Source organism: Arthrobacter sp. YAF34 (assembly GCF_052113245.1).
Lineage (GTDB): Bacteria > Actinomycetota > Actinomycetes > Actinomycetales > Micrococcaceae > Arthrobacter.
Window position 1 is genome coordinate 18547 of the sequence record NZ_JBFRCV010000004.1, and the last position, 22628, is coordinate 41174.

Sequence of the window (22628 nt, forward strand, 5' to 3'; positions counted from 1 at the left end):
GCGTGGGAACACCGCTGCCGCGAGATCCGATCGCCGACGCCCGGCTGAACTGGGAGCGCCACGGCTGGTCCGACGTCGCGGCCCCGATGGCCGCCATTACCGCCATCATGCGGACCCAGCAGATTCTGCTGGGCCGGATCGAAGCCGTCCTCAAGCCGTTCGGGCTGACCTTTGCCCGGTATGAGCTGCTGGCACTGCTCAGCTTCGCCCGCAGCGGCGCTCTGCCCATGAACAAGGCCAGCGCGCTCCTGCAGGTCCATCCCACGTCGGTCACCAACGCCGTGGACCGGCTCCAGGACGCCGGGCTGGTGATCCGTTCGCCGCACCCCACGGACGGCCGCACCACGCTGATCGAGCTCACGCCGGAGGGGCGCGCCCTGGCCAAACGGGCGACGGCGGTGCTGAACTCCGAGGTTTTCGGCCAGTCGGGCTTCGGGGACCAGGACGTGGACCAGCTGATCCGGATCCTGGGCACGTTCCGCCGGAACGCCGGGGATTTCAGCTGAGCCCAACTGGAGTGGATGGGAATCCTATTTTGCCCTGAATCGGACCGGAGTATCGTGGGTCCGGCAGGACGGTCTGGTCCGGTCCGGCAGCAAACACAGCTCACGAGCGTCATCGCCGACCGCTGAGGAGGGCCCATGCCGACAGCCAGCATCCCCATACCCCAGCCCCCGCCGCGGCCGGTGGTCGGCAATCTGCCCGATATCGACTCCAGCAAGGGAGCCCTCGGACTGGTCGAGATAGCCGAGCAGTACGGCCCGATCGTCCGGATTCAGTTTTTCAACCGCAGCATCGTCGCCGTCTCGTCCCAGCAGCTCGTCAACGAGGTGTGCGACGAAACCCGCTTTGGCAAGGTGCTCGGCGTCGCCCTTCGCGAGGTGCGGCAGTTCGCCGGCGACGGCCTGTTCACCGCGGAAACACGCGAACCGAACTGGCAAAAGGCCCACCGGATCCTGATGCCGGCGTTCGGGCCCGCGGCGCTCAAGCGCATGTTCGCCGGGATGGACGACATCGTCGAGCAGCTGATGCTCAAGTGGGAAAGACTCGGCCCCGCGGCCCGGATCGACGTGCCGGACAACACCACCCGCCTGACGCTGGACACCATCGCCCTGTGCTCGTTCAACTACAGGTTCAACAGCCTCTACCGGGAGGAACTGCACCCCTTCGTCGGGGCCATGGTCCGTGCCCTGGTCGAATCCGGGGACCGGGCGCGAAGGCTTCCGGTGCAGAACAAGATCATGCTGCGCAGGCGGCACCAGCTCGAGCAAGACAATGCCCTGATGTTCGAGGTCGCCGAGCAGATCATCAGTGACCGGCGGCGCAATCCCAGCCCGGCCGGCAGCGAGGACATCCTCGACACCATGCTCAGCGCGGCGGACCCGGTGACCGGCGAGCGCCTGTCTGATGAAAACATCCGCTACCAGATGGTCACCTTCCTGATCGCCGGCCATGAGACCACCAGCGGCCTGCTGTCCTTTACGCTCTATGAACTGCTGCGCCATCCGGGCGTCATGGCCAAGGCGCAAGCCGTGGTGGACGAGGTCCTTGGTGCCGAGAGCGCCACGTTCGAGCACTTGCCCCGGCTGGGGTATCTGGACCAAATCCTCAAGGAAACGCTTCGGCTGTGGCCCACCGCGCCGGCGTTTAACGTGGCTCCGTTCCAGGACACGACGCTCGGCGGCCGCTATGACGTTCCCGCGGGACAGCCCATCCTGGTCCTGATTCCGCAGTTGCACCGGGACAAGGCTGCGTGGGGGGAGGACGCCGACAACTTCGACCCGGAGCGGTTCTCCCCGGAACGGGCCGCAACTATTCCCGCCAATGCGTGGAAGCCCTTCGGCAACGGCCAGCGCTCCTGCATCGGCCGGGGCTTTGCCCTCCAGGAGGCCATGCTCTTCCTGGCCAAGCTCTTGCAGCGCTTCGAGGTCACGGCGGCGGACCCCGGCTACGTCCTGCAGATCAAGCACACGCTGACGATGAAGCCCGAGGGGCTGTTCATCCACGTGCGCCGGCGGGGCGTCCGGATCGAAGCGGCACCTCATGCCGCCGTCGACCGTGCCCGGCAGGCGGAAGCGCCGGTGGCGGCGCCGAACGGTGTCCCGATCCGGGTGCTCTACGGTTCAAATGCAGGCACGTCCAAGGACTTCGCCCAGCGCATTGCCAACGACGCCGGGCGGCGCGGCTACAGCCCCACGATCGGTCCGCTGGACGAAGCAGTCGGCGGACTGCCGACGGAGGGTCTCGTCGCGATCGTGTCCTCTTCCTACGAGGGTCAACCGCCGGATAACGCCAGGAAGTTCCTGGCCTGGACAGAAGGCCTCCAGCCGGGCAGCCTTGCCGGAGCCCGGTACTCGGTCTTCGGCAACGGAAACAAAGACTGGGCGCGGACATATCAGGAAGTGCCTAAGGCGATCGACGCCCGGCTGGAGGCCGCCGGCGCCGAACGGATCTACGCCCGGGGCGAGGCCAATGCCCGCGGCGACTTCTTCGGCGATTTCGACGAGTGGTACGCCGGGTTCTGGCCCGCGGTGGACGCCGCCCTCGGGCAGCGGACCAGTCCCCCTGCCGCGCAGCCCCAGCTTGAACTTCAGTTCGTGGGCAACGTCCGGGAACCGATGCTGCGCCAGAACGGGCTGGCCCTTGGCACGGTCGTCGCGAACCGGGAACTGGTGGACCTGACCAAACCAGGGGCCCGATCCAAGCGGCATGTCGAGATTGCCCTGCCCGAGGGGATGAGCTACCGGACCGGCGACTATCTGGCCGTGCTGCCGCTGAATCCCAGCGAACTCGTGCAGCGTGCGCTGGCCCGTTTCAACCTCGACTACGACTCGCACGTCCTGTTGAGCATGGAGCGCGGCGACACGTTCCTGCCCACCGGCGCCCCCGTGGCTGTGGGCGAACTGCTGAGCAGCTACGTCGAACTCGCTGTCCCCGCCACACGCACCCAGCTTGAAGACCTGGCAGACGTCGCCGCGGATCCTGCACACCGCGGGCAGCTTGAGACCCTGGCGGAGGACCGCGGGCGGTACGCGGCCGAGATTCTCGAGAAGCGCGTCTCCCTCCTCGACCTGCTGGAAACGTATCCCTCCTGCCAGCTGTCGTTCACCTCGTTCCTGCAACTGCTGACCCAGCTGACGCCCCGGCGGTACTCCATTTCCTCGTCCCCGCTCTGGAGCCCGGACCATGCGACCCTGACCTTCGCCGTCATCCGGGCTCCGGCGTGGTCGGGCCGCGGCATGTTCGAGGGTGCATCCTCCACCTTCCTCGGCCAGGCCAGGCCCGGGTCCCGGGTCGCGGTAACGGTCCGTCCCTCGAACGCGGCGTTCCACCCGCCCCCATCCCTGAAAACCCCGCTGATCATGGTCTGTGCCGGGACCGGGCTGGCGCCGTTCCGCGGATTCGTCCAGGACCGGGCGCTCCGGGCCCAGGCGGAGGGGCTGACGCCGGCACCTGCCCTGCTGTTCTTCGGCTGCCGCGACCGGGATACCGACTTCCTCTACGGCGCCGAACTTGCCGCTTGGGCCGAGGAAGCCAGCCTTGACCTTCGGCCGGTGTTTTCCGCCGCGCCGGAAGACGGCCTGAAGTACGTCCAGGACCGGCTGTGGGCGGACCGCGCCGACGTCGTGGAGCTCGTCAAACAGGGCGCCACGGTCTACGTCTGCGGCGACGGCGAGCACATGGCCCCTCAGGTCCGTGACACATGCGTGCGGATCTACCGGGAGGCGACCGGCGCCTCTGAGGCGGACGCTGCGGCGTGGATGGATGAAGTGGAGCGCACGCACGGCCGGTACGTGGCCGACATCTTCACGTGATCAGCCCAGCCGCTCCCGCAGCCCGGCCGCGAGCCCGGCGATGGTCAGAAGGTCGAACAGGCCGCCGCCGAGCTCCACGAGGCGACGGCGTTTGACCCCGGCGAGCCGGAGCCGGAGATGGACCCGGGTCCCGTTCCCGGCGCCCGGCCCGCCGCCCGGCGCCGCCGCCGGCCGCAACATGATCGCCCAACTGACAGTCAGGCTGCCGCGTTGCGAGCGGTGCACCAGGGCCCGCGGCGGGTCCACGGAGACGATCTCGAAGGTGGCCCCGGGGGCGCCCCAGTCGGCAATGACGTCTCCCGCGCTGAGGTCCTGGAGCGCCGGGTCAATGGTCCGGAGGGCCCGGCGCGCGGCCGGGATCGGCGCTTCCGCCCAGCGGGGCAGGTACCAGCCGGAGCGTTCCTTGCCCAGCTGGACGATCCATGGCCACACGGCGACGGGCGGCCCGGGCAGGTCGAAGCCGCGGTCCATCACCACGTCCGGGTCTGGCACCAGCGCATCGCCCGGGGCGATGGCACTGACCTCTTCCGGGTACGGGCCGACCCCCAGAAGTCCGGTATTCATGGCTGCCTCCCTGCAGGAAACGGCACCTTGCTCCAACGGTACTTCTCAACGGTGCTTCGCAGAAGGGCACTTCGCCGGAGGGCACTTTTCAGCGGCACTTTCTCAACGGCACTTCGCCGGAGGGCACCTAGCGGTGGTTGAACTCCGGCTGCCGCTTCTCGGTGAAGGCGGCCATGCCTTCCTTCTGGTCTTCGGTGGCAAACAGCGAGTGGAACACGCGCCGCTCGAACAGCACACCCTGGGCGAGCCCGGTCTCAAAGGCGGCATTGACTGCTTCCTTGGCCACCATCGCCACGGGCTTGGACTTGGAGGCGATCACCTCGGCGGCCTTCAGCGCCTCCTCGACGACGTCGGCGGCCGGGACCACGCGGGACACCAGGCCCGCGCGTTCGGCCTCCTCGGCGTCCATGAAACGGCCGGTCAGGATCATGTCCATGGCCTTGGCCTTGCCCACTGCGCGGGTCAGGCGCTGCGAGCCGCCCATGCCCGGGAGCACGCCGAGGTTGATCTCCGGCTGGCCGAACTTGGCGTTGTCCCCGGCAATGATGAAATCGCACATCATCGCCAGCTCGCAGCCGCCGCCCAGCGCGAAGCCGGACACGGCTGCCACAACGGGGATGCGGAGCCGGGTGAAGTCCTCCCAGCCGCGGAACCAGTCCGCCGCGTACATGTCCATGTACCCTTTGGACTGCATTTCCTTGATGTCCGCGCCGGCGGCGAAGGCCTTCGGCGACCCGGTCACCACCACCGCACCCACTCCGGGGTCCGCGTCCATCCCGGTGACGGCCTTCACGAGCTCGTCCATCGTGGCCTTGTTCAGGGCGTTCAGGGCTTCCGGCCGGTTGAGCGTCACGAGGCCCACCCGGCCGCGGCGCTCCACCAGGATGTTCGCGAACTGATCCGTCATGAGTGTTCCCCTTAGCTGGTTTCTGTGTCTGGTTACGGGTGGGCGTCGGTCCGGCCCTAGGACCCGGACGTGCCGGGTTCTGATTTGTCTGCGTCCGACTTTTCCCGGATGTCGGTGATGATGCCGGAGAAGTCTCGGCCGGCACCGCCTTCCGCGGCAAAGGTATCGTAAATTTCGGACGCCAGCGGGCCGAGCCGGGCCGCGACACCGGTGCTCTGCAGTGCGTTTAGCGCCAGCTTGAGGTCCTTGGCCATGAGCGCCCCGGCGAAGCCCGGCTGGTAGTCCCGGTTGGCGGGGCTCGTCGGGACCGGCCCCGGCACGGGGCAGTTCGTGGTCAGCGCCCAGCACTGACCCGACGCGGCGGAGGCAACGTCGAACAGCGCCTGGTGGGTCAGCCCAAGCTTCTCGCCCAGGACAAAGGCCTCGCTGACGGCGATCATCGAGACGCCCAGGATCATGTTGTTGCAGATCTTGGCCGCCTGGCCGGCGCCGTGCCCGCCGCAGTGGACCACCCGCTTGCCCATGACTTCCAGCAGCGGCCTGACGGCCTCGAAATCCTCCGGGAGGGCACCGACCATGAACGTCAGCGTGCCCGCCTCGGCCCCCACCACTCCCCCGGAAACCGGGGCATCGACGGCACGGTGGCCTGCGGCGACCGCGAGTTCCGCCGCCTCGCGGGCCTCGTCCACGTTGATGGTGGAACAGTCAAGGAACATGGTGCCCGGTGCCGCGGTCTCCAGGAGGCCGGGCGCGCCGCCGGTGCCCCGGTAGGCGTCGAGGAGGTGCCGGCCGCTGGGCAGCATCGTCAATACTACGCCGGCACCGGCGACGGCCTCGACGGCTGTTCCGGTGGTGGGGATGCCGTGCTCCCGGGCGGTGTCCAGCGCCGCCGGCACGACGTCGAAGCCGGTCACCGGGTAGCCGGCCTTGACCAGGTTGACGGCCATCGGCCCGCCCATGTGCCCGAGGCCCAAAAAGGCGATGGTGCCTGTTGCAGACGGTGCTGTTCCAGACGCTGCCGTGTCAGACATTGTTGTTCTCCATGTTCTTCTCCTTCGGAGAGAGCTGCAGTTCGCGGCCGCCCAGCGGAGCGAAGTAAGCCGCGACGTCGGCGGCGGTGACCTCGGCGAGGGTGGCGGGCTTCCAGCGGGGGTTGCGGTCCTTGTCCACCACCTGGGCGCGGATGCCTTCGCGGAAGTCGGGTCCCTCGAGGAAGCGCAGGCCCACGCGGTACTCCTGCCCGAGGGCCTGTGCCAGGCTCAGCCCGCGGGCGCGGCGCAGGGACGCGAGTGCCACCTTCACCGCGGTCGGCGACTTGGCCTCGATGGTGTCGGCGGCTCCGGCTGCCTCGCCGGCGGACCCTGCGTCAACGGCGCGAAGCCTGTTCAGGATTTCCTCGGCGTCGTCGCTGGAGTAGCAGGCGTCAATCCACTCCTGCTGCGCGGCGAGGACCGACGCCGGAGCCGGTTCGGCGAACCGTGCGACGGCGGCCTCCCCCGGTTCGGTTTCCAGCGCCGCCGCCAGTTCCGACAACCGGCCGGAAGGCACAAAATGGTCCGCGAGGCCCAGGAACAGCGCGTCCGCCCCGCTCAGGTGGGCGCCGGTCAGGGCCGCGTGCGTGCCGGTCTCCCCCGGCGAGCGGGAGAGCAGCAGGGTCCCGCCGACGTCGGGCACGAACCCGATCGTCGTTTCGGGCATGCCCATGCGGGTGCGTTCGGTGACGATCCGCACGGAGCCGTGCGCGGAGATCCCCACCCCGCCGCCCAGGACCAGCCCGTCCATGAATGCCACGTAGGGCTTGGGATAGTCGGCAATGAGCAGGTTCAGCCGGTACTCGACGGCCCAGAAGTCGGCGGTGGCGTCCCCGCCGTCGAGCATGTCCCGGTAGATGGCCACGATGTCACCGCCTGCGCAGAGGCCCCGGTCGCCGGCGCCGCGCACCAGGACCGCCGCGACGGCGTCGTCGTCCGCCCAGAGCGTGAGCTGTTCGAGCATGGCGGCGGCCATGCCGGCCGTCAGGGCGTTGACGGCCGCGGGCCGGTTCAGGGTCACGACGCCGAGGCGGCCGCGCCGCTCAAACAGGACGTCCCGGCTCAAAGGTTCGCCGGCCGCTGCTCCACTGTCCGCTACCCGCGCAGCCTCCGCCCCCATCAGCTGCCTTCCGGCATCACGAAGCTGGCGCCTTGGCGGATGCCGGAGGGCCACCGCGAGGTGACGGTCTTGGTCTTCGTGTAGAAGCGGAAGGCGTCGGCGCCGTGCTGGTTCAGGTCACCGAACCCGGAGGCCTTCCAGCCGCCGAATGTGTAGTACGCGATCGGCACGGGGATGGGGACGTTGATGCCCACCATGCCCACCTGGACCCGGCTGGCGAAGTCGCGCGCGGCGTCGCCGTCCCGGGTGAAGATGGCCACGCCGTTGCCGAATTCGTGTTCACTGCAGAGCCGGAGGGCTTCGTCGTAGTCCTCGGCGCGGAGCACGCTGAGCACCGGGCCGAAGATCTCCTCCTTGTAGATCTTCATGTCCTTTGTGACGTTGTCGAACAGCGTGGGCCCGACCCAGAACCCGCCGTCGTAGCCCTCCACCTTCAGGCCGCGGCCGTCGGTGAGGAGGCTGGCGCCTTCCTCGACGCCGGACGCGATGTAGCCTTCGATCCTCTCCTTCGCGGAGGCCGCCACAACCGGGCCGAAGTCGGAATCCTTGGCGAGGCTGTGCCCGACCTTGAGCCCGGCGATCCGGTCCTGGAGCTTCTCCACGAGGGCGTCGGCGGTCTTCTGGCCGACGGGGACGGCCACCGAGATCGCCATGCACCGCTCGCCCGCGGAGCCGAAGCCCGCGCCGATGAGGGCATCCGCGGCCATGTCGAGGTCCGCGTCCGGCATGATCACCATGTGGTTCTTGGCGCCGCCGAAGCACTGCGCCCGCTTACCGTTCGCGGCGGCGGTGGCGTAGATGTACTGCGCGATCGGGGTGGAACCGACGAAGCCGATGGCCTGGACCCTGGGGTCCTCAAGCAGCGCGTCCACTGCTTCCTTGTCCCCGTTGACCACGTTGAACACGCCGTCGGGCAGCCCTGCCTCGGTGAAGAGCTCGGCCAGGCGGAGCGGCACGGAAGGGTCCCGCTCGGAGGGCTTGAGGATGAAGGCGTTGCCTGCCGCGAGCGCCGGCCCGGACTTCCAGAGCGGAATCATGGCAGGGAAGTTGAACGGCGTGATCCCGGCGACGACGCCGAGCGGCTGGCGCATGGAGTGCACGTCCACGCCGGTGCCGGCGCTGTCCGAGAACTCTCCCTTGAGCAAATGCGGGGCGCCGGCGGCGAATTCGACGACTTCGATGCCGCGCTGAATGTCGCCCTTGGCATCGAGGAAGGTCTTGCCGTGCTCGGAGGACAACAGGGTGGCGAGCTCGTCCATGTTCTGGTTGACCAGGTCCACGAACTTCAGCAGGATCCGGCCGCGGCGTTGCGGGTTCATGGCGGCCCATTCAAGCTGGCCCTTTTCCGCGCTGGCAATCACATTGCGCACTTCCTCGGCGCTGGCCAGCGGCAACCTGGCCTGGACCTCGCCCGTGCAGGGATCGTACACGTCGCTGAACCGGCCGGACGTGCCGTCCACCCGCTGACCGTCGATGTAATGGGATAGCTCTCGAACCATGACCGAATGCTCCTTTGCATGTGACCTAGATCATCTCTGCATCCGAATATACTCGGACATCCTACTAATTTCCAGAGGGGCGGCACCGGCGGCCCGCTTCGCCCGGGGGCCAAGTTCGGTAAGTTAGGGACTGTGAAGATTGCTACCTGGAATGTGAATTCGCTCCGCGCCCGTGCCGACCGTGTGGAGGCATGGCTTCAGCGCACCGATTGTGACGTCCTGGCCATCCAGGAAACGAAGTGCAAGGACGAGAACTTCCCGTGGGAGCTGTTCGAGAATCTGGGCTACGAGGTGGCCCATTTCGGCCTGAGCCAGTGGAACGGCGTCGCGATCGCCTCCCGGGTGGGGCTCGACGACGTCGAACGCACCTTCTTGGACCAGCCGGTGTTCGGCAAGAACGGCAAGGATGCCGTGCAGGAGGCCCGGGCCATCGGCGCCACCTGCGGCGGCGTCCGCGTCTGGAGCCTCTACGTCCCCAACGGCCGGGCCCTGGACGACGAGCACATGCCGTACAAGCTCAACTGGCTGGACACGCTGAAGACCCACGCCGGCACCTGGGTCACGGAGGACCCCCAGGCGCAGATTGCGCTGATGGGGGATTTCAACATCGCGCCCCTCGATGAGGACGTCTGGGACATCGACTATTTCCGCTCCGAGGGCCTCACGCACGTCAGTGAGCCCGAACGCGCCGCCTTCCACGCCTTTGAAGAGGCCGGCTTCCAGGATGTCGTCCGCCCGCACACCCCGGGTCCCGGCGTCTACACCTACTGGGATTACACGCAGCTCCGCTTCCCGAAGAAGGAAGGAATGCGGATTGACTTCATCCTGGCCTCCCCGGCGCTGGCGGCGCGGGTGACCGGGGCGATGATCGACCGCGAGGAGCGCAAGGGCAAGGGCGCCTCGGACCATGCCCCGGTGATTGCGGAACTGACGGACTGATGGCTGCCGCCCAGGGAAGCGTCGTGGTCCAATGACCGGGAACATCTACCGCGGACAGGCCGGACTGCCGTTCTCCTCCGCGCTCCGGATCTATGAGCCCCTGGAGGCGTTTCCCGCACCGCAACAGGAATCCCTGCGGGCCGCGGGCGCCGGGCAGAAGTCCCGCGCGGCCGTGGAAAACGCCGAACTCCTCGCGTCCCTGGGCCGCATCACCCGCCATGACGGGGATCCGTTTCCCACCGGCCGGACCGATCTGGTGCGCGTTATTCCCGCTCCGGCCAAGCAGTCATCGGCCGGTGCGAAGCCCTACCCTGCCGAATCCGCCGAGTCCGCGCCGGGGGCTGCCGCCGCGCCGGCTGACCGGCTGCTGTACTGCCCCAGCCAGCTGGTCCTGCGCGCGGGGCTGGCCGCCAACGCCCTGATGGAAGGCATCCACGGCCCCCTGGCGCAGCTCCTGATCCCCGAGGAACAGCGGGACAAGCACCAAGAGCGCATTGATGAGGTGCGGGCCCACGAGGGCGTGAGCCGGGTCCACACCCGGGCCTCCACGTGGGGGATCCCTTTCAGCTGGTTCTGCCTCTTCAAGGAATCGGACCCCACCGACGTCGTGGAATCCGAGGGCCGGATCGTCACGGTCCGCATCCGCGCGAGCATCGCCCAGGCGCTGGAGCGTGTGAGCTATGCGGTGGCGCATCTGGCCATGGCCGCACCCGATCTCGACATGCTCGAGGACCTGACCCAGCTCACGGAGTGGCTGGAGCTCTTCCACCCGGATTCGGCGGTGGAGCTCGATTACGGCGCGGTGGCGGACAAGGTCTATCCGGACGATTCGCCCCTGGACGTGCGCCTCGGCATCGAGTGCCTGGCGGAGGGCGATATGACCGGGGCAGCCGCGGCCTACCGGCGGCTGGCCTCGCGCTGGGTGCCGATCCGGCAGATGGCCCGCGCTTCCTGAGCCCGCCCCGCCCTAGGCGGAAAGTTCGGACGGGCGCCGCGGCGGCGCCGTCGTCCTGCGCACGATCAAGCGGTGCGGTGCCACCGCGGACTGCACGGAGCCGGCGATTCCGTCGAGCTCATCCAGCAGCATCTTGGTGCCAAGTTCGGCTTGTTCGTCCGGGCGTTGCCCCACCGTGGTGAGCCCCACGGCCTCGGCGAAGTCGTGATCGTCGATGCCGATGACTGACAAGTCCTCCGGCACCCGCACCCCGGCCTTGTTCGCCTCGAAGATGACGCCCATGGCCATCTCATCGGAGGCGCAGAAGATTGCCGTGGGCTTGGGTCCGCTTGCAGCCCAGAGGCGCCGGAACGCCTCCTGGCCGCTACGGACGGTAAAGTCGCCCCACTGGTCCCATTCGGGCCGGATGGGCAGCCGCGCTTCGTGCATGATGTCGCGGAAGGCCTGGATCCGGACCCTGGGGACGTCGAAGTTGAGATCCGTTTCGTCGTCGCCGTGCAGGAGGGCGATGTCCGTGTGGCCCAGCCCGATCAGGTGGCGGACCGCGGTGGCAGCCGCCGCATAGTCGTCGATCCCGATGTAGGGGCACTCCTCGACGTGGCCCCCCACAACCACCAGCGGGATGTCGATCTTCTGGAGGTGCTCGATTTCCTCGTGGCTGAGGGCCATACAGAGGACCAGAAGGGCGTCAATCTGCTTGTAAACCATGGTCTTGCTGAAGAGCCGCTCGCGGTTGCTGCCGTGGCCGCCAAGGTTGAAGAGCGAGAGGTTGTACTGGCGCGCGTGCAGCTCCCGGTCTGCGCCCTCGATGGCCTTGGAGAAGAACCAACGGCTGACGAACGGGGCCAGCACGCCGATTGTCCTGGTCCGGCCCGTCGCCAGGCCGGACGCGGAGGACGACGCGACATAGCCCAACGATTCGGCAATGCCGAGGATCTTCTCCCGCGTCGCCGGGGAAACACGGGGCAGGCCGCGGACGGCACGGGATACGGTGGCCGTGGAAACCCCGGCAGCGGCGGCGACATCCTCGATGCTGACGCCGGAGTGGCCGCCGCGCTGCGCCCGTTCTGTCCGTGCCACATTGTCCCCTTGTTCACAGTCCGTAGGTGCCTGACGGCGTCCGCAGACGTTCCGCACTCTGCCTCCCCCGCGGCAGTTGAATAGTCTTGGCCGCTGCCGCTTAGGCGTGCCGCCTGGCCGTCCGGCCGGGCAGGCGCCGGCGCAGCCGGATCATCCCATAGATCGCCAGGAGCATGGCCAGCAGGCCCAGGGCCCAGCCGAGGGCCGGCTGGGCCGTCACCTCCATCCAGACGGTGACCACCAGCAGCACCACAGCCCAAAAACCGAGGAACCCGATGATGATGTCGAAGTCCTCCCCGGAACGCATCTTTCGGCGCGTTGCCGGCACGTGGCCCTGGTTCTGGTCCTCGGTCATGACGCCGGCCTCACTTGACGGCGTCACTTAACCGCACCGGCGGTGAGGCCGGCCACGATCTTGCGCTGGAACACCAGCACCAGGATGACCAACGGAATGGTCACGATGGTGCCCGCAGCCATGATCGCTGTGTACGGGATCTGGTTGGGCTGCGCACCGGCGAAGCTGGCAATGGCCACCGTCACCGGCTGGGTTGCGTCGGACGAGAGCTGGCTGGCGATCAGGAATTCATTCCACGAGGAGATGAATGCCAAGATGGCCGTGGTGAAGATGGCCGGAGCGGCCAGCGGCATGATGACCTTCCGGAAGGCCTGTCCTTGGGTGCAGCCGTCCACGCGGGCGGATTCCTCCAGCTCCCAAGGCATCTCCCGGAAGAAGGATGTCATGGTGTAGACCGTCAGGGGCAGCACGAACGAGATGTTCGGGATGATCAGGGCCTGGTAGGTACCCATCCAGCCGATGTTCGTGAACAGCTGGAACAGCGGCGTAATGAGGGCGACGCCGGGGAACATGGAGGCCCCCAGGATGAAGCCGAGCACCAGGTACTTGAACTTGAAGTTCAAGCGGGCCAGCGCATAGGCGGCAAATACGCCGATGACCAGCGACACCACGGTGACGACGGTGCCGATGAACAAGCTGTTGAGCAGGGCCTGGCCGAAGTGGTTGCCGAAGGACGTGTCGAATGCGGTCTTGAAGTTGTCCAGCGTCACGTGGGTCGGCAGGATCGAGGTGTCGTAGGTGTAGCCGACGTCGCGGAACGCCGTCACCACCATCCAGTAGGCCGGGGCCAGGCACCAGAGGAGGATCACGGCGGCACTGATGTAGGTGCGTCCCTGGGACCACTTCTCGCGGTTCTGGGCAACCTTCCGCCCCCGGTCCTGCTCTGCGCGCAGCTCGGTTGCAGCGCTCGTCGCGGCGGTCATTTCTTCCCCTTACCCGTGCCGGTCTGCTGCTCCACGACGTTCGCCCCGAGGAATCGCACGAAGATGAAGGCCACAATGAAGATGATGAAGAACGTGATGGTGGACAACGCCGCCGCCGCGTTGAAGCCCTGCCTGATCTGGTTGATCACCAGGATGGAGAGCGTGGTGGTGTTGTTCGCACCGCCCGTCAGGATGTAGGGGAGGTCGAACATGCGCAGCGCGTCCAGGGTACGGAACAAGATGGCCACCATGAGCGCCGGCTTCACCAGCGGGAGGGTGATCATCCGGAACCGCTGCCAGGCTGAAGCGCCGTCGACCTTGGCCGCCTCATAGACTTCCGCGGGAATCATCTGCAAGCCGGCCAGAATCAGCAGTGCCATAAACGGCGTGGTCTTCCAGACATCGGCGATGATCACGGCCCACCTGGCCGGCCATTCACTGCCGGTCCACAGGATGGACGTGTTGAAGAGCTTGTTGCCGATGCCTTCGAAGGCGAAGATGAACAGCCACAATTTGGCCGTCACGGCCGTGGGGATGGCCCACGGCACCAGGACAGCTGCGCGGACCAGGCTGCGCCCCCTGAAGGCCCGGGCCATGATGACGGCCATCCAGAAGCCGAGCACCGTTTCCAGTGCCACCGTGACGATGGCAAAGAAGAAGGTGGTGCCGGTGGCGGACCAGAACTGCGCGCCGAGTGATCCCGGCGAGCAGTCCACGGTTCCGCCGCCCGGAGCCGGGCACTGCTGGAGAAGCCAGTTGGTGTAGTTCGAGAAGCCGGCCGGGCCGCCCTCAACGAAGAGACCCGTGGCGGGGTCCAGACCGGCATCTTTTTGGAATGACATCACAATGGCAGTGATGATCGGGTACACGATCACGACTGACAATGCGAGGATGGTCGGCGCCAGGAGCCAGGCTGCCCAGCGCCCCTGCGTCGCGATGCGGTTGTCCTCTCCAACACCCTTGGGTGTGTGGTGGACCGGTGCCCCGCCCGACGCCGGTGCCTTGACCGACGTCGGGCCTACTTCAGTTGCCATGATGGACCTACTGTCCCGCGCTAGCGGACTCGATGGACTTCTGCATGTCAGACAGGGCCGCGTCTACGGTCTTCTCGCCCTTGATGGCCGAGTACGCGTTTTCCTGGATGGCCTTGGTGACGGCCGGGTAGAACGGGGTGACCGGGCGGGGCACGGCGTTCTCGATGGAGGTCTTCAGGACCGGCAGGTACGGCAGCTTGGCGACGAGTTCCTTGTCGTCATAGAGCGAGCCGATCACCGGGGCGAGTGACCCCTGCGTGGCGAAGAACTTCTGGGTCTCTGCCGTGGTGAGGAACTTCAGGAAGTCCAGTGCCGTGGCCTTGTTCTTCGAGTAAACGCTGATGCCGGCGCTGTGGCCGCCCAGCGAGGAGGCACCCGGACCGGTCTTGCCGGGGAGTGCGGTCATGCCCAGGACGCTCTTGACCTTCGAGGAACCTTCAGTGGTGGCCAGGTTGTAGACGTAGGGCCAGTTGCGCAGGAACAGCAGCTTGCCGTCCTGGAACGCCTGGCGGCTCTCTTCTTCCTGGAAGGTGATGGCTTCCTTCGGGATTGAACCGTCTGCGTACGCCTTGGTCAGGTTCGCGAGGCCAGCCTTTGCCTCCGGGGTCAGCAGGCTGGGCTTGCCATTGGCGTCCAGCACGGCGCCGCCGGCGGAGTTGATCGCCTCGGAGGCGTTGACGGTCAGTCCCTCGTATTTCTTGAACTGGCCGGAGTAGCAGCCGATGTTGTGCGACTTGGCGATGGAGCACATGCCCATCATCTCGTCCCAGGTCTTCGGGGGCGTGGGGACCAGGTCCTTGCGGTAGTACAGGATGCCGCCGTCGGACGATTCCGGTGCAGCGTACAGCGTGCCCTTGTAGGACGCGGCCTCCACGGTCGGCTTCAGCAGGGCGGAGGTGTCCAGCGCCATCTTGTCCTTGAGCGGCTGCAGCCAGCCCTTGGCGGCGAACTCGGCGGTCCAGACGACGTCGACGCTCGCAACGTCGTAGCCGGGATCCTTGGCCTGGAAGTGCTGGACCAGGTCGTCGTGCTGCTGGTCGGCCTGGTCGGTCTGCTCCTTGAAGGTGACCTTTTCATTCGGGTGGGCGGCGTTCCACTTATCGATCAGCGGACGGACCACGTTGCTGTTGTCCTTGCCCTGGACGTAAGTGATGGGGCCGCGGCCGTCCAGGCCCTGCGAAGCGGCGTCGCTGCCGCCTGCGCTGGAGCTGCCTCCACCGCCACAGGCCGAGAGGGTCATGGCCAAAACGCCTGCTGTCGCGATAGGAAGTAGCAGATTGCGGGTTTTCATACTTGAAGTGCTCCTCGCTGAGTACCGGTGGAAAACGGCCGTGCTTTTCATGTGCCGACCATCACAGTAATCAACACCCGACGAGGAATGCAAGCGTTTACATCAACCTTTATCCAAAGGAGACTCCTCAGCGGACGCGCTCGGCCCGGCCGAACCGCGACCGGGTCCCGGATCCGAGGTGGATCAGGACCGGGGTGCGCTTGCCAATCACGGCGTCGAGCGCCTCCACGAGCGAGGAGACCTCGGCGGCCAGCAAATGCGGGGCGACGCCCTGACGGGGCTCCAGCCGGATTTTCAGGGCCGGTTCGCCCCGGACCCGGTAGGTGGCGACGGTGACCCCGGCCAGGTCGGGCCGGTCCGCGAGGGCCGCGCGGAGCGCCTGCTCCGCTACGCCGCCGCCGATCCCGACGTTGCCCGGCACGCCGCCCGGGTCCTCCTCGGCCGCGATCAGGCTGGTCCGGCCCTTGCCCTGCTGGGCGACCCAGGCGACCATTGCGCCGAGCACCACCACCAGCACCGCGCAGATGACCAGCCACAGCCAGCTGCCCGGGCGGCCGGGGAACTGCGTTCTGTCGAACAGGTCGAGCCAGGCGCTCAACACACCACCGGCCCACTCGTGCCACCAGGATGCGACGGCGGGGACAGTCGCCAGCAGCACCAGCAGGACACCGATGACGAGAAGGGTGATGCCGAGGATGCCGATCAGTATGCGGTTGAGGACCCGGGGAGTGCTGTTCATGCCCCCACCACCCCCGCCGTGGCCACGTGGATCTGCACGTCCGGCATGGGCGAGGGGCCCATCTCCTGCAGCTCCCGGCGCACAGCGTCCAGGACGGCGTCGGAGCGCAGCGGCACGCCGGAGGTGGGCCGGACGTTGACCACCACCCGGTTCCGGGACACGATCACCATCACCTGTTCCTTGGCCACGTTGGCGGCCAACCGTGCCCGGCGCGCCAAGGCTGCCGCGATCACTTCATCGTCCACGACGACGGCGGCCCGGCGGTCCGGGAGCAGGTGGCGCGCCCGCCGCCCCGGCAGCACGGCGTTGAGGAAGAAGAACAGTCCCGCCATGGCCACCACGGCGCCGGCGGCGGTGAGCAGCAGCGGCCGGACTCCGGCCGGGAGCGCAACCACCCGCTCGGCCGCAGTCAGCGGATCCACCAGCCAGGGCGGCTGTCCGATCGCCCGGACCCCTGTCTCCAGCAGCGCATAACCGCACACCAGAACCACCAGGGCGGCCGCGATCACCGAGACAACGCCCCGCGATGAGTGCGTCTCGCGTTTGAGGATCCGTTCCATGCCGGCGGCACCTGCGCCCAGGCGTGCATCCGCCGTCACCTCGCCGGCGTCGGACGGACCGGGGCCGATACGGGCGTTCTCGGTGTCCTGGCTCAATGCACCCGCCCTCCCTGGCGCACGGTAGCCCCGCTGATGCGGATGTCCACCCGACTGAGCTGGGCCCCGGTAAGGTCAGTCACGCGGTGCAGGATTTCGGCCTTGGCGGCGACGGCGCGTTCCCAGACGGAACCGCCGAAAACCGCCACACGCGCGGGATTCCGGCGAACCTCCGTCAGGGGCGGGATCCCGAGCGGCATGACGAGCGAGAGCGCCAGAAGCCCCTCGTCATCCGACCATTCGGCCCGTACTTCCTGTGCCGGCACATCGAGCGCCTCCGCCGCGGCTGCCCGCGCCACGCTCGTGAGGGCCTGGGTGCTGATGCGGTTGTGCCCCGCCACTGCGACGCCGCTCGGGGTCGCCCCCGCCGTGATGCTCATGAGGACGAACGCCGGCCCGTGAGGGCGTCCAGCACTCCGCGCAGGTCCAGCTTCCCCTCCGCGGCTCGGCCCAGGAGGGCACCGATACCCATGAAGAACAAGGCGCCGAGGAATCCCCAGGCACCGAACTGGAAGGACATGAAAGCCACGAAGGCCCCTGCGGCGATTCCCACTACTGTCAGATTCATTGGATTGCGTCCCTTACCGGCCGGGCCTCGGCGGCCGCGGCGGGTTTGGCCGGGCCGGGCACATAAACATCATTGATCTCAATATTTACCTCGATCACTTCGAGCCCCACCAGCTCTTCGACGGCTGCGTAGACGGCGGCCCGGATCTGGTTGGCAAGAGCATGCAGGGGGGTGCCATACATCGCCACGAGGTCGAGGTCCACGGCGACCTGTGTTTCGCCGACCTCCACGCGGACGCCAGCGGCGTGATCGGCGCTGCCGACGGCGTCGCGGAGGGCCCCCAGGGCTCGCGACGGGCCCGATCCCAGCGAATAGACACCCGGTACCGACCGGGCCGCGATGCCGGCGACCTTGGCGACGGCGGCTTCCGAAATGACCGTGCGGCCGACGCCCGCCGACGCGGGCAGCGCGCCTGCAGGGCTGACCACTGCGTCCGCAACGGGTTGAGAATTCTGATATTCCATGAGCCACTCCCCCTTCTCTTTGACACAACCCTAGTCCCTGCCTTGTGCCGCGCGGGGGAATCTTGCCCGGCCCGTTCACCCCGGCCCATTCAGGCGGTCGCCGAGCGGCTGAACACCTCACGGCTGCGTGATGGGCCGCCTGCCCTGAGCGGCGGGACCGGCCGATGACGGTCCTGCCGCAGGATCGCGGGTGTTCCGGCGGCCCAACGGCAGCGCCGGAACACCCGCGCGGATCAGTCCCGGCGGCCCGGTGGACCTACTTGCTGCAGTTGGTGGTGATCCATTTCGTGACCGGGGCCATCGCGGCCTGGAGCTTGCCGCTGGAGAACACCGTCTGGTCGGTGACGCCGGCCACTGCCACCTCCTTGAGCTTGGCGAAATCGGCCTTGAGGCTATCCGGGACTCGCTCAGCCGTCGCGGCCAGTTCCGCCTTGCGCTCTTCCAGTTGCGCCGACTTGCCCTGGGCGGCCGCAAGCGGAAGGAGCGTGGCGCCGGTGGCCTGCTCCGAGATTTTGGCGCAGGCCTCAGCGGCGCTGGCAAACCCGCCGAACGGTCCTGACTTCGCGCTGGGGCTGGGTGTGCTGGACGGCGACGCGGGGGCCGCGGAGGAGGCCATGCTGGCGGCCTGAGGTGCCGAGCAGCCGCTGAGTGCCAGGGCGGCGAGGAGTGCAGTTGCGGCGAGAGGACGGGCAATATTCATCGAAGTCACGTTGCAGAATCACTTTTCGGTTGAGATTGTGCCGCCTGCCCGGTCCGGGCTGCCGGCGGCCTTGGTGTTCTTTCCCCAGCCTGCGAGTCTAGCCCGGCCAGCGGGCCGGCCCCCACCGGGCCGCAGCCCTCACCCCTCCGCGCAGCCGGCAAACAGAAAGCGGCGGCCTGTACCTCTGGTACAGACCGCCGCCGTCAACTACGAAGCGAAGAATCAGGCCCTGGCCTTCCGCTTCACCCAGCCCCAAACGCCCGTGGCGACAAAGAGGACCAGTGCAATAAGTGCCAGCCAGAGCAGACCCTTCACGGCAAAGCCGACGATAGAAAGAACGAGCCAAATGACAAGAAGCGCAATTATCAATCCCATCCCCGCATCCTACGGCACCGGGACTTGGCACGCGGCGAACGCCATTCCCGTGCCCGGATCAGGAGGTTTCCACCGGCGACTCGGGCATCCGCCCCCATTCGGCCCAAGAGCCTTCGTAGACGCGGACGTCATCACGGCGGAGCAGATAGGTGAGCGCGAACCACGTTGTACAGGCCCGGATTCCGATGGTGCAGTACGGGATCACCTCTCCCGCGCCGGCCCGGTCTAGCGGCGCAAAAATCTCCCGCACTGCTTCGACGTTTCGGAACGCCCCGCCGTCGTCGCGCAAGCCGTCGATCGGTAGGTGAACGGCCGAGGGGATGTGGCCGGCGCGACCCCCGGGTTCCAGGCCACCCGATGGCCAGAACCGTTCGCCCCGGAATTCAAGTTCACTGCGCACATCCAGAATCATGACCGACGGATCATCAATCGCTGTCCGCACCCGCGTCTGGTCGGCGCGGAGCCGTTCATCTGGATCGGGCAGACGGTATTCGGTCGTGGCCGGCGCGGGCACCTCCGTGGTCCACGGAAGTCCGGCCTCTTTCCATGTGTCTCGCGAGCAGTCGAGCATGCGGACGTCGGCGTGGCCGTAGAGCTTCATGAGCCAGAAGCCCATGGCCGGTCCATACCCGTAGAAGACCACCGTTGAGTCCGGAGCGATCCCGGAACCGGCGATGAGCTTTTGGATGGCGGTCTTGTCAACGAGCTGGTAGTTGCCGTCCTTTAGATCCCGGTAGACGTTCCACAACACAGCACCCTCGATGTGTCCGCTGCCATAGGCCGCCGCGTTCACATCGATCTCGATCAGGCGAAGCCCGGGATCGTGCAGGTGTTCCGCGAGCCAAGGCGCATCTACGAGGACGCCGCCCTTGGCATCGCCTGTATCGGGCATTTCCGGTCCTCCTAAAGCGCGACGGGAATCGGGATGGACCCGCTCTCCCCTGAGAATCCGCACATTACTCCGCCTCCGGGCGATCCGGTACGGGTAGCGGCAAAGAAGGGCGCGCCGGGATGAAAAGCTAGGCGCTTCACTGCACGACACGGGCCCTGTCAGGCAGGAAGGGCCGCACTTTCGTAGACTCGATGGAGATCCGACATGTCTCCCTCTAGAGACGAGTCCGCCACAGGAAGAGCCATCGATGAAGATTATCGTCCTAGTAAAGGAGGTCCCCGACACGTACGGGGACCGAAAACTGAACCTTGAAACGGGCCTCGCGGATCGAGAGGCCAGCGAGGCAGTCATTGATGAGATCGGTGAGCGGGCCCTGGAGCTGGCCCTAACCTACGCCGACGCTAACGAGGGCACTGAGGTCGCCATTCTCACCCTCGCTCCCGAGGCGGCGACAGCAACGATCCGCAAGGGGCTTGCGATGGGCGCGGGGAGCGCCATCCACATCTCTGACGAGGGGCTCCGGGGTGCGGATCTTGGACTTACCGCGGAAACCCTCGCAGCAGCGCTCCGTCGCGTCGAGTTTGACCTTGTGATCACTGGCAACGTCTCCACCGATGGATCCGGCGGCATGATTCCCGCGATGCTTGCAGAATTGCTGGACGTGCCGCATGTCACCGGCCTCAGCTCCGTGGAACTCAGCGACGGCGCGGTGTCCGGCGCCAGGGGCGTTGACTCCGGCGTACAGCAGGTATCAGCGAACCTGCCCGCCGTGATTTCGATTACCGAGGCGCTTCCCGGGCCGCGCTTCCCGAACTTCAAAGGAATCATGGCCGCGAAGAAGAAGCCCGTCGAGATACTTACCCTCGCAGACCTGGGGATCACGGCCGACAACCCGGATGCGGCCCGTTCGATCATGCTGGCCGTGGCAGAGAAACCCCCGCGCGCGGCGGGCATAAAGATCATTGACGAGGGTGATGCCGGCCAGAAGCTCGCTGATTTCCTTATCGAAAACCGACTGGCGTAAGGAATAACGACATGACTGAATTCCCTCGTGACGCAATCCTCGTCGTCGTGGAAACGCAGGCTTCCGGCGCACTCGAACAGGCTGCGGCCGGACTTTTTGGTGCCGCTGCCGCCGCTGGCACGCCCGTTGCCTTGGTGCTCGCCTCACCCGGCGCCGGGAGCGCCGCCGCCGCGGAGGCCTCGGAGCTGGGCGCCGCGCGCGTGCTGATCGCGGAGACTCCGGATCCTTCAGCGCTCGGAGTGCCGAGCGTTGACGCGCTTGCCGCCGCTGCGGAACAGGTGCAGCCAGACGCGATCCTGATATCGCATTCCCTGAACGGGAGAGACCTGGCCGGCCGGTACGCTGCCCGGACGCGTGCAGCGATTTCTGCCGATGCGATCGGTGTTTCGCGTGATGACGAGGGCGTCGTGGCACACCACTCCGTCTACGGCGGCGCCTACACCGTGACGTCAACGTCCACGTTTGGGGCGCCGGTAATTACGGTTCGCCAGGGCTCCATCGAAGCGCGCGCTACGGCACAGCCGCAAGCGTCGGAGAGCTTGGCAGTGACGCGCTCCGAGAAGCCTGCTGCGCGGATCGATTCGTTCGAGGAGGCCGTTGCCGCAACCTCGCGGCCGGAGCTGCGTGGTGCCGCGAAGGTTGTCGCGGGTGGTCGCGGACTCGGGTCGGAGGAACAGTTCGCCCTCGTTGGACAGCTCGCCGATACACTCGGCGCTGCCGTTGGTGCTTCGCGTGCCGCGGTGGATGCAGGCTTCGTGCCGTCGGCGCACCAGGTCGGCCAGACCGGGGTTTCCGTGTCATCACAGTTGTACATCGCCCTCGGCATTTCCGGCGCGATTCAGCACCGGGCCGGCATGCAGACCGCGAAGACGATCGTCGCCATTAACAAAGATTCAGACGCGCCGATCTTCGAGATCGCCGACTTCGGAGTGGTCGGAGACCTCTTCGAGGTGGTGCCGCAGCTGATTAGCGCCCTTGAGGCTCGGAAGAAGTCGTGATGGCGCCTCTGTCTGCGTCTATTCGGCGGGGCCTGCCGCGCGTCGAAGGTGGTGAACCCTGGCCTCCAGCGGGCGAGGCGCCCGCTCGCGTTGTCCCGGCAGGAGCGGCAGCCCCGCCGGCGTCGGATTCCGTGAGCGCAGCGGCCGCGGGAGCGCGGCAGTTTCGCCGCGGCCTGCCGCGCGTACCCGGGGGCGAGCCCTGGCCGCCGGCGGGCGAGGTTTCGGCATCGGCGGCGCCCCTGCCCGGGGCTCCGGCCACAGGCGCCATGCCCGCGCCGGCCGCACATGCCGCCGCAGCTACTGCTGGGCAAGCTGTGCCGGCAGCGGTGTCGCCTGCAGCTGCTCCGGCCACCGCACCCGCCAAACTGACGACGGGAACCACGTCGCTTCGCCGCGGGCTTCCCCGTGTCCCCGGTGGCGAACCCTGGCCGCCGGCCGGACTAGCTCCGTCGGTCACTGCCACCCCTGCGGCGCAGGCAGCTCCCGAACCCGTTGCCCCAGCCCCGGCACCCAGCGTGGCGGCGTCGGTTTCCGAGGCGGAGCCGCAGGGGACCGCGGGTGCACCCGCGGTTCCGGCGACCCCGGCCCCCACATCGGGAGCACAGCCCGTCGCCGCCGAAAAGCCCGTCGCCGCCGAAAGGCCCGTGACGCCCAAGCCCGAGGCGAGGCTCTTCGGATCACGCAGCCTGGGCCAGTGGA

24 protein-coding genes are annotated in these 22628 nt (G+C 67.5%); 6 read left to right on the top strand and 18 right to left on the bottom strand.

What is annotated here, in order from left to right; translation table 11 throughout:
• Positions 1 to 2: 2 nt before the first annotated feature.
• Together AB4Y72_RS06050 and AB4Y72_RS06055 are read left to right on the top strand one after the other, a co-directional pair.
• Entirely contained in the window at positions 3 to 506 is a 504-nt protein-coding gene (locus AB4Y72_RS06050; protein WP_441425506.1) for a MarR family winged helix-turn-helix transcriptional regulator, read from the top strand.
• Between the two features lie 135 nt (positions 507 to 641).
• Positions 642 to 3815 carry a bifunctional cytochrome P450/NADPH--P450 reductase gene (locus tag AB4Y72_RS06055; protein ID WP_441425249.1) on the top strand — a complete coding sequence of 1058 codons (3174 nt, stop codon included), beginning with the start codon at positions 642 to 644 and terminating at the stop codon, positions 3813 to 3815.
• Here AB4Y72_RS06055 and AB4Y72_RS06060 read toward each other — a convergent pair whose 3' ends face one another.
• The 5 genes from AB4Y72_RS06060 to AB4Y72_RS06080 form a co-directional block, all read right to left on the bottom strand.
• Entirely contained in the window at positions 3816 to 4379 is a 564-nt protein-coding gene (locus tag AB4Y72_RS06060) for a hypothetical protein (RefSeq protein ID WP_441425250.1), read from the bottom strand.
• 127 nt (positions 4380 to 4506) lie between these two features.
• The gene (locus AB4Y72_RS06065; protein WP_441425251.1) at positions 4507 to 5286 is read right to left on the bottom strand and encodes an enoyl-CoA hydratase; all 780 of its coding nucleotides are present in this window, start codon (positions 5284 to 5286) and stop codon (positions 4507 to 4509) included.
• A 56-nt stretch (positions 5287 to 5342) separates the two neighbouring features.
• Entirely contained in the window at positions 5343 to 6317 is a 975-nt protein-coding gene (mmsB, locus tag AB4Y72_RS06070; protein WP_441425252.1) for a 3-hydroxyisobutyrate dehydrogenase, read from the bottom strand.
• Positions 6310 to 7437 (bottom strand): enoyl-CoA hydratase/isomerase family protein, encoded by a 1128-nt coding sequence (locus AB4Y72_RS06075; protein WP_441425253.1) that lies wholly within the window; start codon positions 7435 to 7437, stop codon positions 6310 to 6312. Before AB4Y72_RS06075 ends, mmsB begins: the two co-directional genes overlap by 8 nt.
• Positions 7437 to 8936 (bottom strand): CoA-acylating methylmalonate-semialdehyde dehydrogenase, encoded by a 1500-nt coding sequence (locus AB4Y72_RS06080; protein ID WP_441425254.1) that lies wholly within the window; start codon positions 8934 to 8936, stop codon positions 7437 to 7439. The genes AB4Y72_RS06075 and AB4Y72_RS06080 overlap by 1 nt, the downstream gene beginning before the upstream one ends.
• 132 nt (positions 8937 to 9068) lie before the next feature.
• Here AB4Y72_RS06080 and AB4Y72_RS06085 point away from each other — a divergent pair, with 132 nt between their 5' ends.
• Together AB4Y72_RS06085 and AB4Y72_RS06090 are read left to right on the top strand one after the other, a co-directional pair.
• Positions 9069 to 9875 carry an exodeoxyribonuclease III gene (locus AB4Y72_RS06085; RefSeq protein ID WP_441425255.1) on the top strand — a complete coding sequence of 269 codons (807 nt, stop codon included), beginning with the start codon at positions 9069 to 9071 and terminating at the stop codon, positions 9873 to 9875.
• Between the two features lie 31 nt (positions 9876 to 9906).
• Positions 9907 to 10830, top strand: coding sequence for a hypothetical protein (locus tag AB4Y72_RS06090; protein WP_441425256.1), 924 nt, complete (start codon positions 9907 to 9909; stop codon positions 10828 to 10830).
• 12 nt (positions 10831 to 10842) lie between these two features.
• On the opposite strand, the gene AB4Y72_RS06095 is transcribed toward AB4Y72_RS06090, so the two are convergent.
• The 13 genes from AB4Y72_RS06095 to AB4Y72_RS06155 all read right to left on the bottom strand — a co-directional run bounded on the left by AB4Y72_RS06095 (position 10843) and on the right by AB4Y72_RS06155 (position 19907).
• Positions 10843 to 11910 carry a LacI family DNA-binding transcriptional regulator gene (locus AB4Y72_RS06095; protein ID WP_441425257.1) on the bottom strand — a complete coding sequence of 356 codons (1068 nt, stop codon included), beginning with the start codon at positions 11908 to 11910 and terminating at the stop codon, positions 10843 to 10845.
• 100 nt (positions 11911 to 12010) lie between these two features.
• The gene (locus tag AB4Y72_RS06100; protein ID WP_441425258.1) at positions 12011 to 12265 is read right to left on the bottom strand and encodes a hypothetical protein; all 255 of its coding nucleotides are present in this window, start codon (positions 12263 to 12265) and stop codon (positions 12011 to 12013) included.
• 23 nt (positions 12266 to 12288) lie between these two features.
• Positions 12289 to 13188 carry a carbohydrate ABC transporter permease gene (locus tag AB4Y72_RS06105; protein ID WP_441425259.1) on the bottom strand — a complete coding sequence of 300 codons (900 nt, stop codon included), beginning with the start codon at positions 13186 to 13188 and terminating at the stop codon, positions 12289 to 12291.
• Positions 13185 to 14222, bottom strand: a complete 1038-nt coding sequence (locus AB4Y72_RS06110; RefSeq protein WP_441425260.1) for a carbohydrate ABC transporter permease — start codon at positions 14220 to 14222, stop codon at positions 13185 to 13187. The genes AB4Y72_RS06105 and AB4Y72_RS06110 overlap by 4 nt, the downstream gene beginning before the upstream one ends.
• Before the next feature lie 7 nt (positions 14223 to 14229).
• Positions 14230 to 15513, bottom strand: a complete 1284-nt coding sequence (locus AB4Y72_RS06115) for an ABC transporter substrate-binding protein (protein WP_441425261.1) — start codon at positions 15511 to 15513, stop codon at positions 14230 to 14232.
• Between the two features lie 127 nt (positions 15514 to 15640).
• Positions 15641 to 16252, bottom strand: coding sequence for a hypothetical protein (locus tag AB4Y72_RS06120; RefSeq protein ID WP_441425262.1), 612 nt, complete (start codon positions 16250 to 16252; stop codon positions 15641 to 15643).
• Positions 16249 to 16812 carry a DUF6286 domain-containing protein gene (locus tag AB4Y72_RS06125; protein WP_441425507.1) on the bottom strand — a complete coding sequence of 188 codons (564 nt, stop codon included), beginning with the start codon at positions 16810 to 16812 and terminating at the stop codon, positions 16249 to 16251. The genes AB4Y72_RS06120 and AB4Y72_RS06125 overlap by 4 nt, the downstream gene beginning before the upstream one ends.
• 92 nt (positions 16813 to 16904) lie before the next feature.
• Complete coding sequence (locus tag AB4Y72_RS06130) at positions 16905 to 17288, bottom strand: hypothetical protein (protein WP_441425263.1); 384 nt, start codon at positions 17286 to 17288, stop codon at positions 16905 to 16907.
• Entirely contained in the window at positions 17285 to 17476 is a 192-nt protein-coding gene (locus AB4Y72_RS06135; protein WP_441425264.1) for a hypothetical protein, read from the bottom strand. Before AB4Y72_RS06135 ends, AB4Y72_RS06130 begins: the two co-directional genes overlap by 4 nt.
• Positions 17473 to 17940 carry an Asp23/Gls24 family envelope stress response protein gene (locus tag AB4Y72_RS06140; RefSeq protein WP_441425265.1) on the bottom strand — a complete coding sequence of 156 codons (468 nt, stop codon included), beginning with the start codon at positions 17938 to 17940 and terminating at the stop codon, positions 17473 to 17475. Before AB4Y72_RS06140 ends, AB4Y72_RS06135 begins: the two co-directional genes overlap by 4 nt.
• Before the next feature lie 256 nt (positions 17941 to 18196).
• Positions 18197 to 18640 carry a hypothetical protein gene (locus tag AB4Y72_RS06145; RefSeq protein ID WP_441425508.1) on the bottom strand — a complete coding sequence of 148 codons (444 nt, stop codon included), beginning with the start codon at positions 18638 to 18640 and terminating at the stop codon, positions 18197 to 18199.
• Between the two features lie 222 nt (positions 18641 to 18862).
• Positions 18863 to 19015 (bottom strand): hypothetical protein, encoded by a 153-nt coding sequence (locus tag AB4Y72_RS06150; RefSeq protein ID WP_223983509.1) that lies wholly within the window; start codon positions 19013 to 19015, stop codon positions 18863 to 18865.
• A 58-nt stretch (positions 19016 to 19073) separates the two neighbouring features.
• A complete protein-coding gene (locus AB4Y72_RS06155) occupies positions 19074 to 19907 on the bottom strand; it encodes a sulfurtransferase (protein WP_441425266.1) in 834 nt (277 codons plus the stop codon).
• A gap of 247 nt (positions 19908 to 20154) precedes the next feature.
• On the opposite strand from AB4Y72_RS06155, the gene AB4Y72_RS06160 reads away from it, so the two are divergent.
• Positions 20155 to 20931, top strand: coding sequence for an electron transfer flavoprotein subunit beta/FixA family protein (locus tag AB4Y72_RS06160; protein WP_441425267.1), 777 nt, complete (start codon positions 20155 to 20157; stop codon positions 20929 to 20931).
• Between the two features lie 11 nt (positions 20932 to 20942).
• Positions 20943 to 21929 (top strand): electron transfer flavoprotein subunit alpha/FixB family protein, encoded by a 987-nt coding sequence (locus AB4Y72_RS06165; RefSeq protein ID WP_441425268.1) that lies wholly within the window; start codon positions 20943 to 20945, stop codon positions 21927 to 21929.
• The last annotated feature ends 699 nt before the right edge of the window (positions 21930 to 22628 follow it).

Coding starts and splice junctions, on each gene's coding strand:
- AB4Y72_RS06155 (WP_441425266.1), bottom strand. CDS start 19,907: ATGCCCGATACAGGCGATGCCAAGGGCGGCGTCCTCGTAGATGCGCCT.
- AB4Y72_RS06125 (WP_441425507.1), bottom strand. CDS start 16,812: ATGGAACGGATCCTCAAACGCGAGACGCACTCATCGCGGGGCGTTGTC.
- AB4Y72_RS06135 (WP_441425264.1), bottom strand. CDS start 17,476: ATGAATCTGACAGTAGTGGGAATCGCCGCAGGGGCCTTCGTGGCTTTC.
- mmsB (WP_441425252.1), bottom strand. CDS start 6,317: ATGTCTGACACGGCAGCGTCTGGAACAGCACCGTCTGCAACAGGCACC.
- AB4Y72_RS06060 (WP_441425250.1), bottom strand. CDS start 4,379: ATGAATACCGGACTTCTGGGGGTCGGCCCGTACCCGGAAGAGGTCAGT.
- AB4Y72_RS06120 (WP_441425262.1), bottom strand. CDS start 16,252: ATGAACAGCACTCCCCGGGTCCTCAACCGCATACTGATCGGCATCCTC.
- AB4Y72_RS06130 (WP_441425263.1), bottom strand. CDS start 17,288: ATGAGCATCACGGCGGGGGCGACCCCGAGCGGCGTCGCAGTGGCGGGG.
- AB4Y72_RS06140 (WP_441425265.1), bottom strand. CDS start 17,940: ATGGAATATCAGAATTCTCAACCCGTTGCGGACGCAGTGGTCAGCCCT.
- AB4Y72_RS06110 (WP_441425260.1), bottom strand. CDS start 14,222: ATGGCAACTGAAGTAGGCCCGACGTCGGTCAAGGCACCGGCGTCGGGC.
- AB4Y72_RS06055 (WP_441425249.1), top strand. CDS start 642: ATGCCGACAGCCAGCATCCCCATACCCCAGCCCCCGCCGCGGCCGGTG.
- AB4Y72_RS06145 (WP_441425508.1), bottom strand. CDS start 18,640: ATGAATATTGCCCGTCCTCTCGCCGCAACTGCACTCCTCGCCGCCCTG.
- AB4Y72_RS06105 (WP_441425259.1), bottom strand. CDS start 13,188: ATGACCGCCGCGACGAGCGCTGCAACCGAGCTGCGCGCAGAGCAGGAC.
- AB4Y72_RS06100 (WP_441425258.1), bottom strand. CDS start 12,265: ATGACCGAGGACCAGAACCAGGGCCACGTGCCGGCAACGCGCCGAAAG.
- AB4Y72_RS06150 (WP_223983509.1), bottom strand. CDS start 19,015: ATGGGATTGATAATTGCGCTTCTTGTCATTTGGCTCGTTCTTTCTATC.
- AB4Y72_RS06075 (WP_441425253.1), bottom strand. CDS start 7,437: ATGGGGGCGGAGGCTGCGCGGGTAGCGGACAGTGGAGCAGCGGCCGGC.
- AB4Y72_RS06160 (WP_441425267.1), top strand. CDS start 20,155: ATGAAGATTATCGTCCTAGTAAAGGAGGTCCCCGACACGTACGGGGAC.
- AB4Y72_RS06090 (WP_441425256.1), top strand. CDS start 9,907: ATGACCGGGAACATCTACCGCGGACAGGCCGGACTGCCGTTCTCCTCC.
- AB4Y72_RS06165 (WP_441425268.1), top strand. CDS start 20,943: ATGACTGAATTCCCTCGTGACGCAATCCTCGTCGTCGTGGAAACGCAG.
- AB4Y72_RS06080 (WP_441425254.1), bottom strand. CDS start 8,936: ATGGTTCGAGAGCTATCCCATTACATCGACGGTCAGCGGGTGGACGGC.
- AB4Y72_RS06115 (WP_441425261.1), bottom strand. CDS start 15,513: ATGAAAACCCGCAATCTGCTACTTCCTATCGCGACAGCAGGCGTTTTG.
- AB4Y72_RS06065 (WP_441425251.1), bottom strand. CDS start 5,286: ATGACGGATCAGTTCGCGAACATCCTGGTGGAGCGCCGCGGCCGGGTG.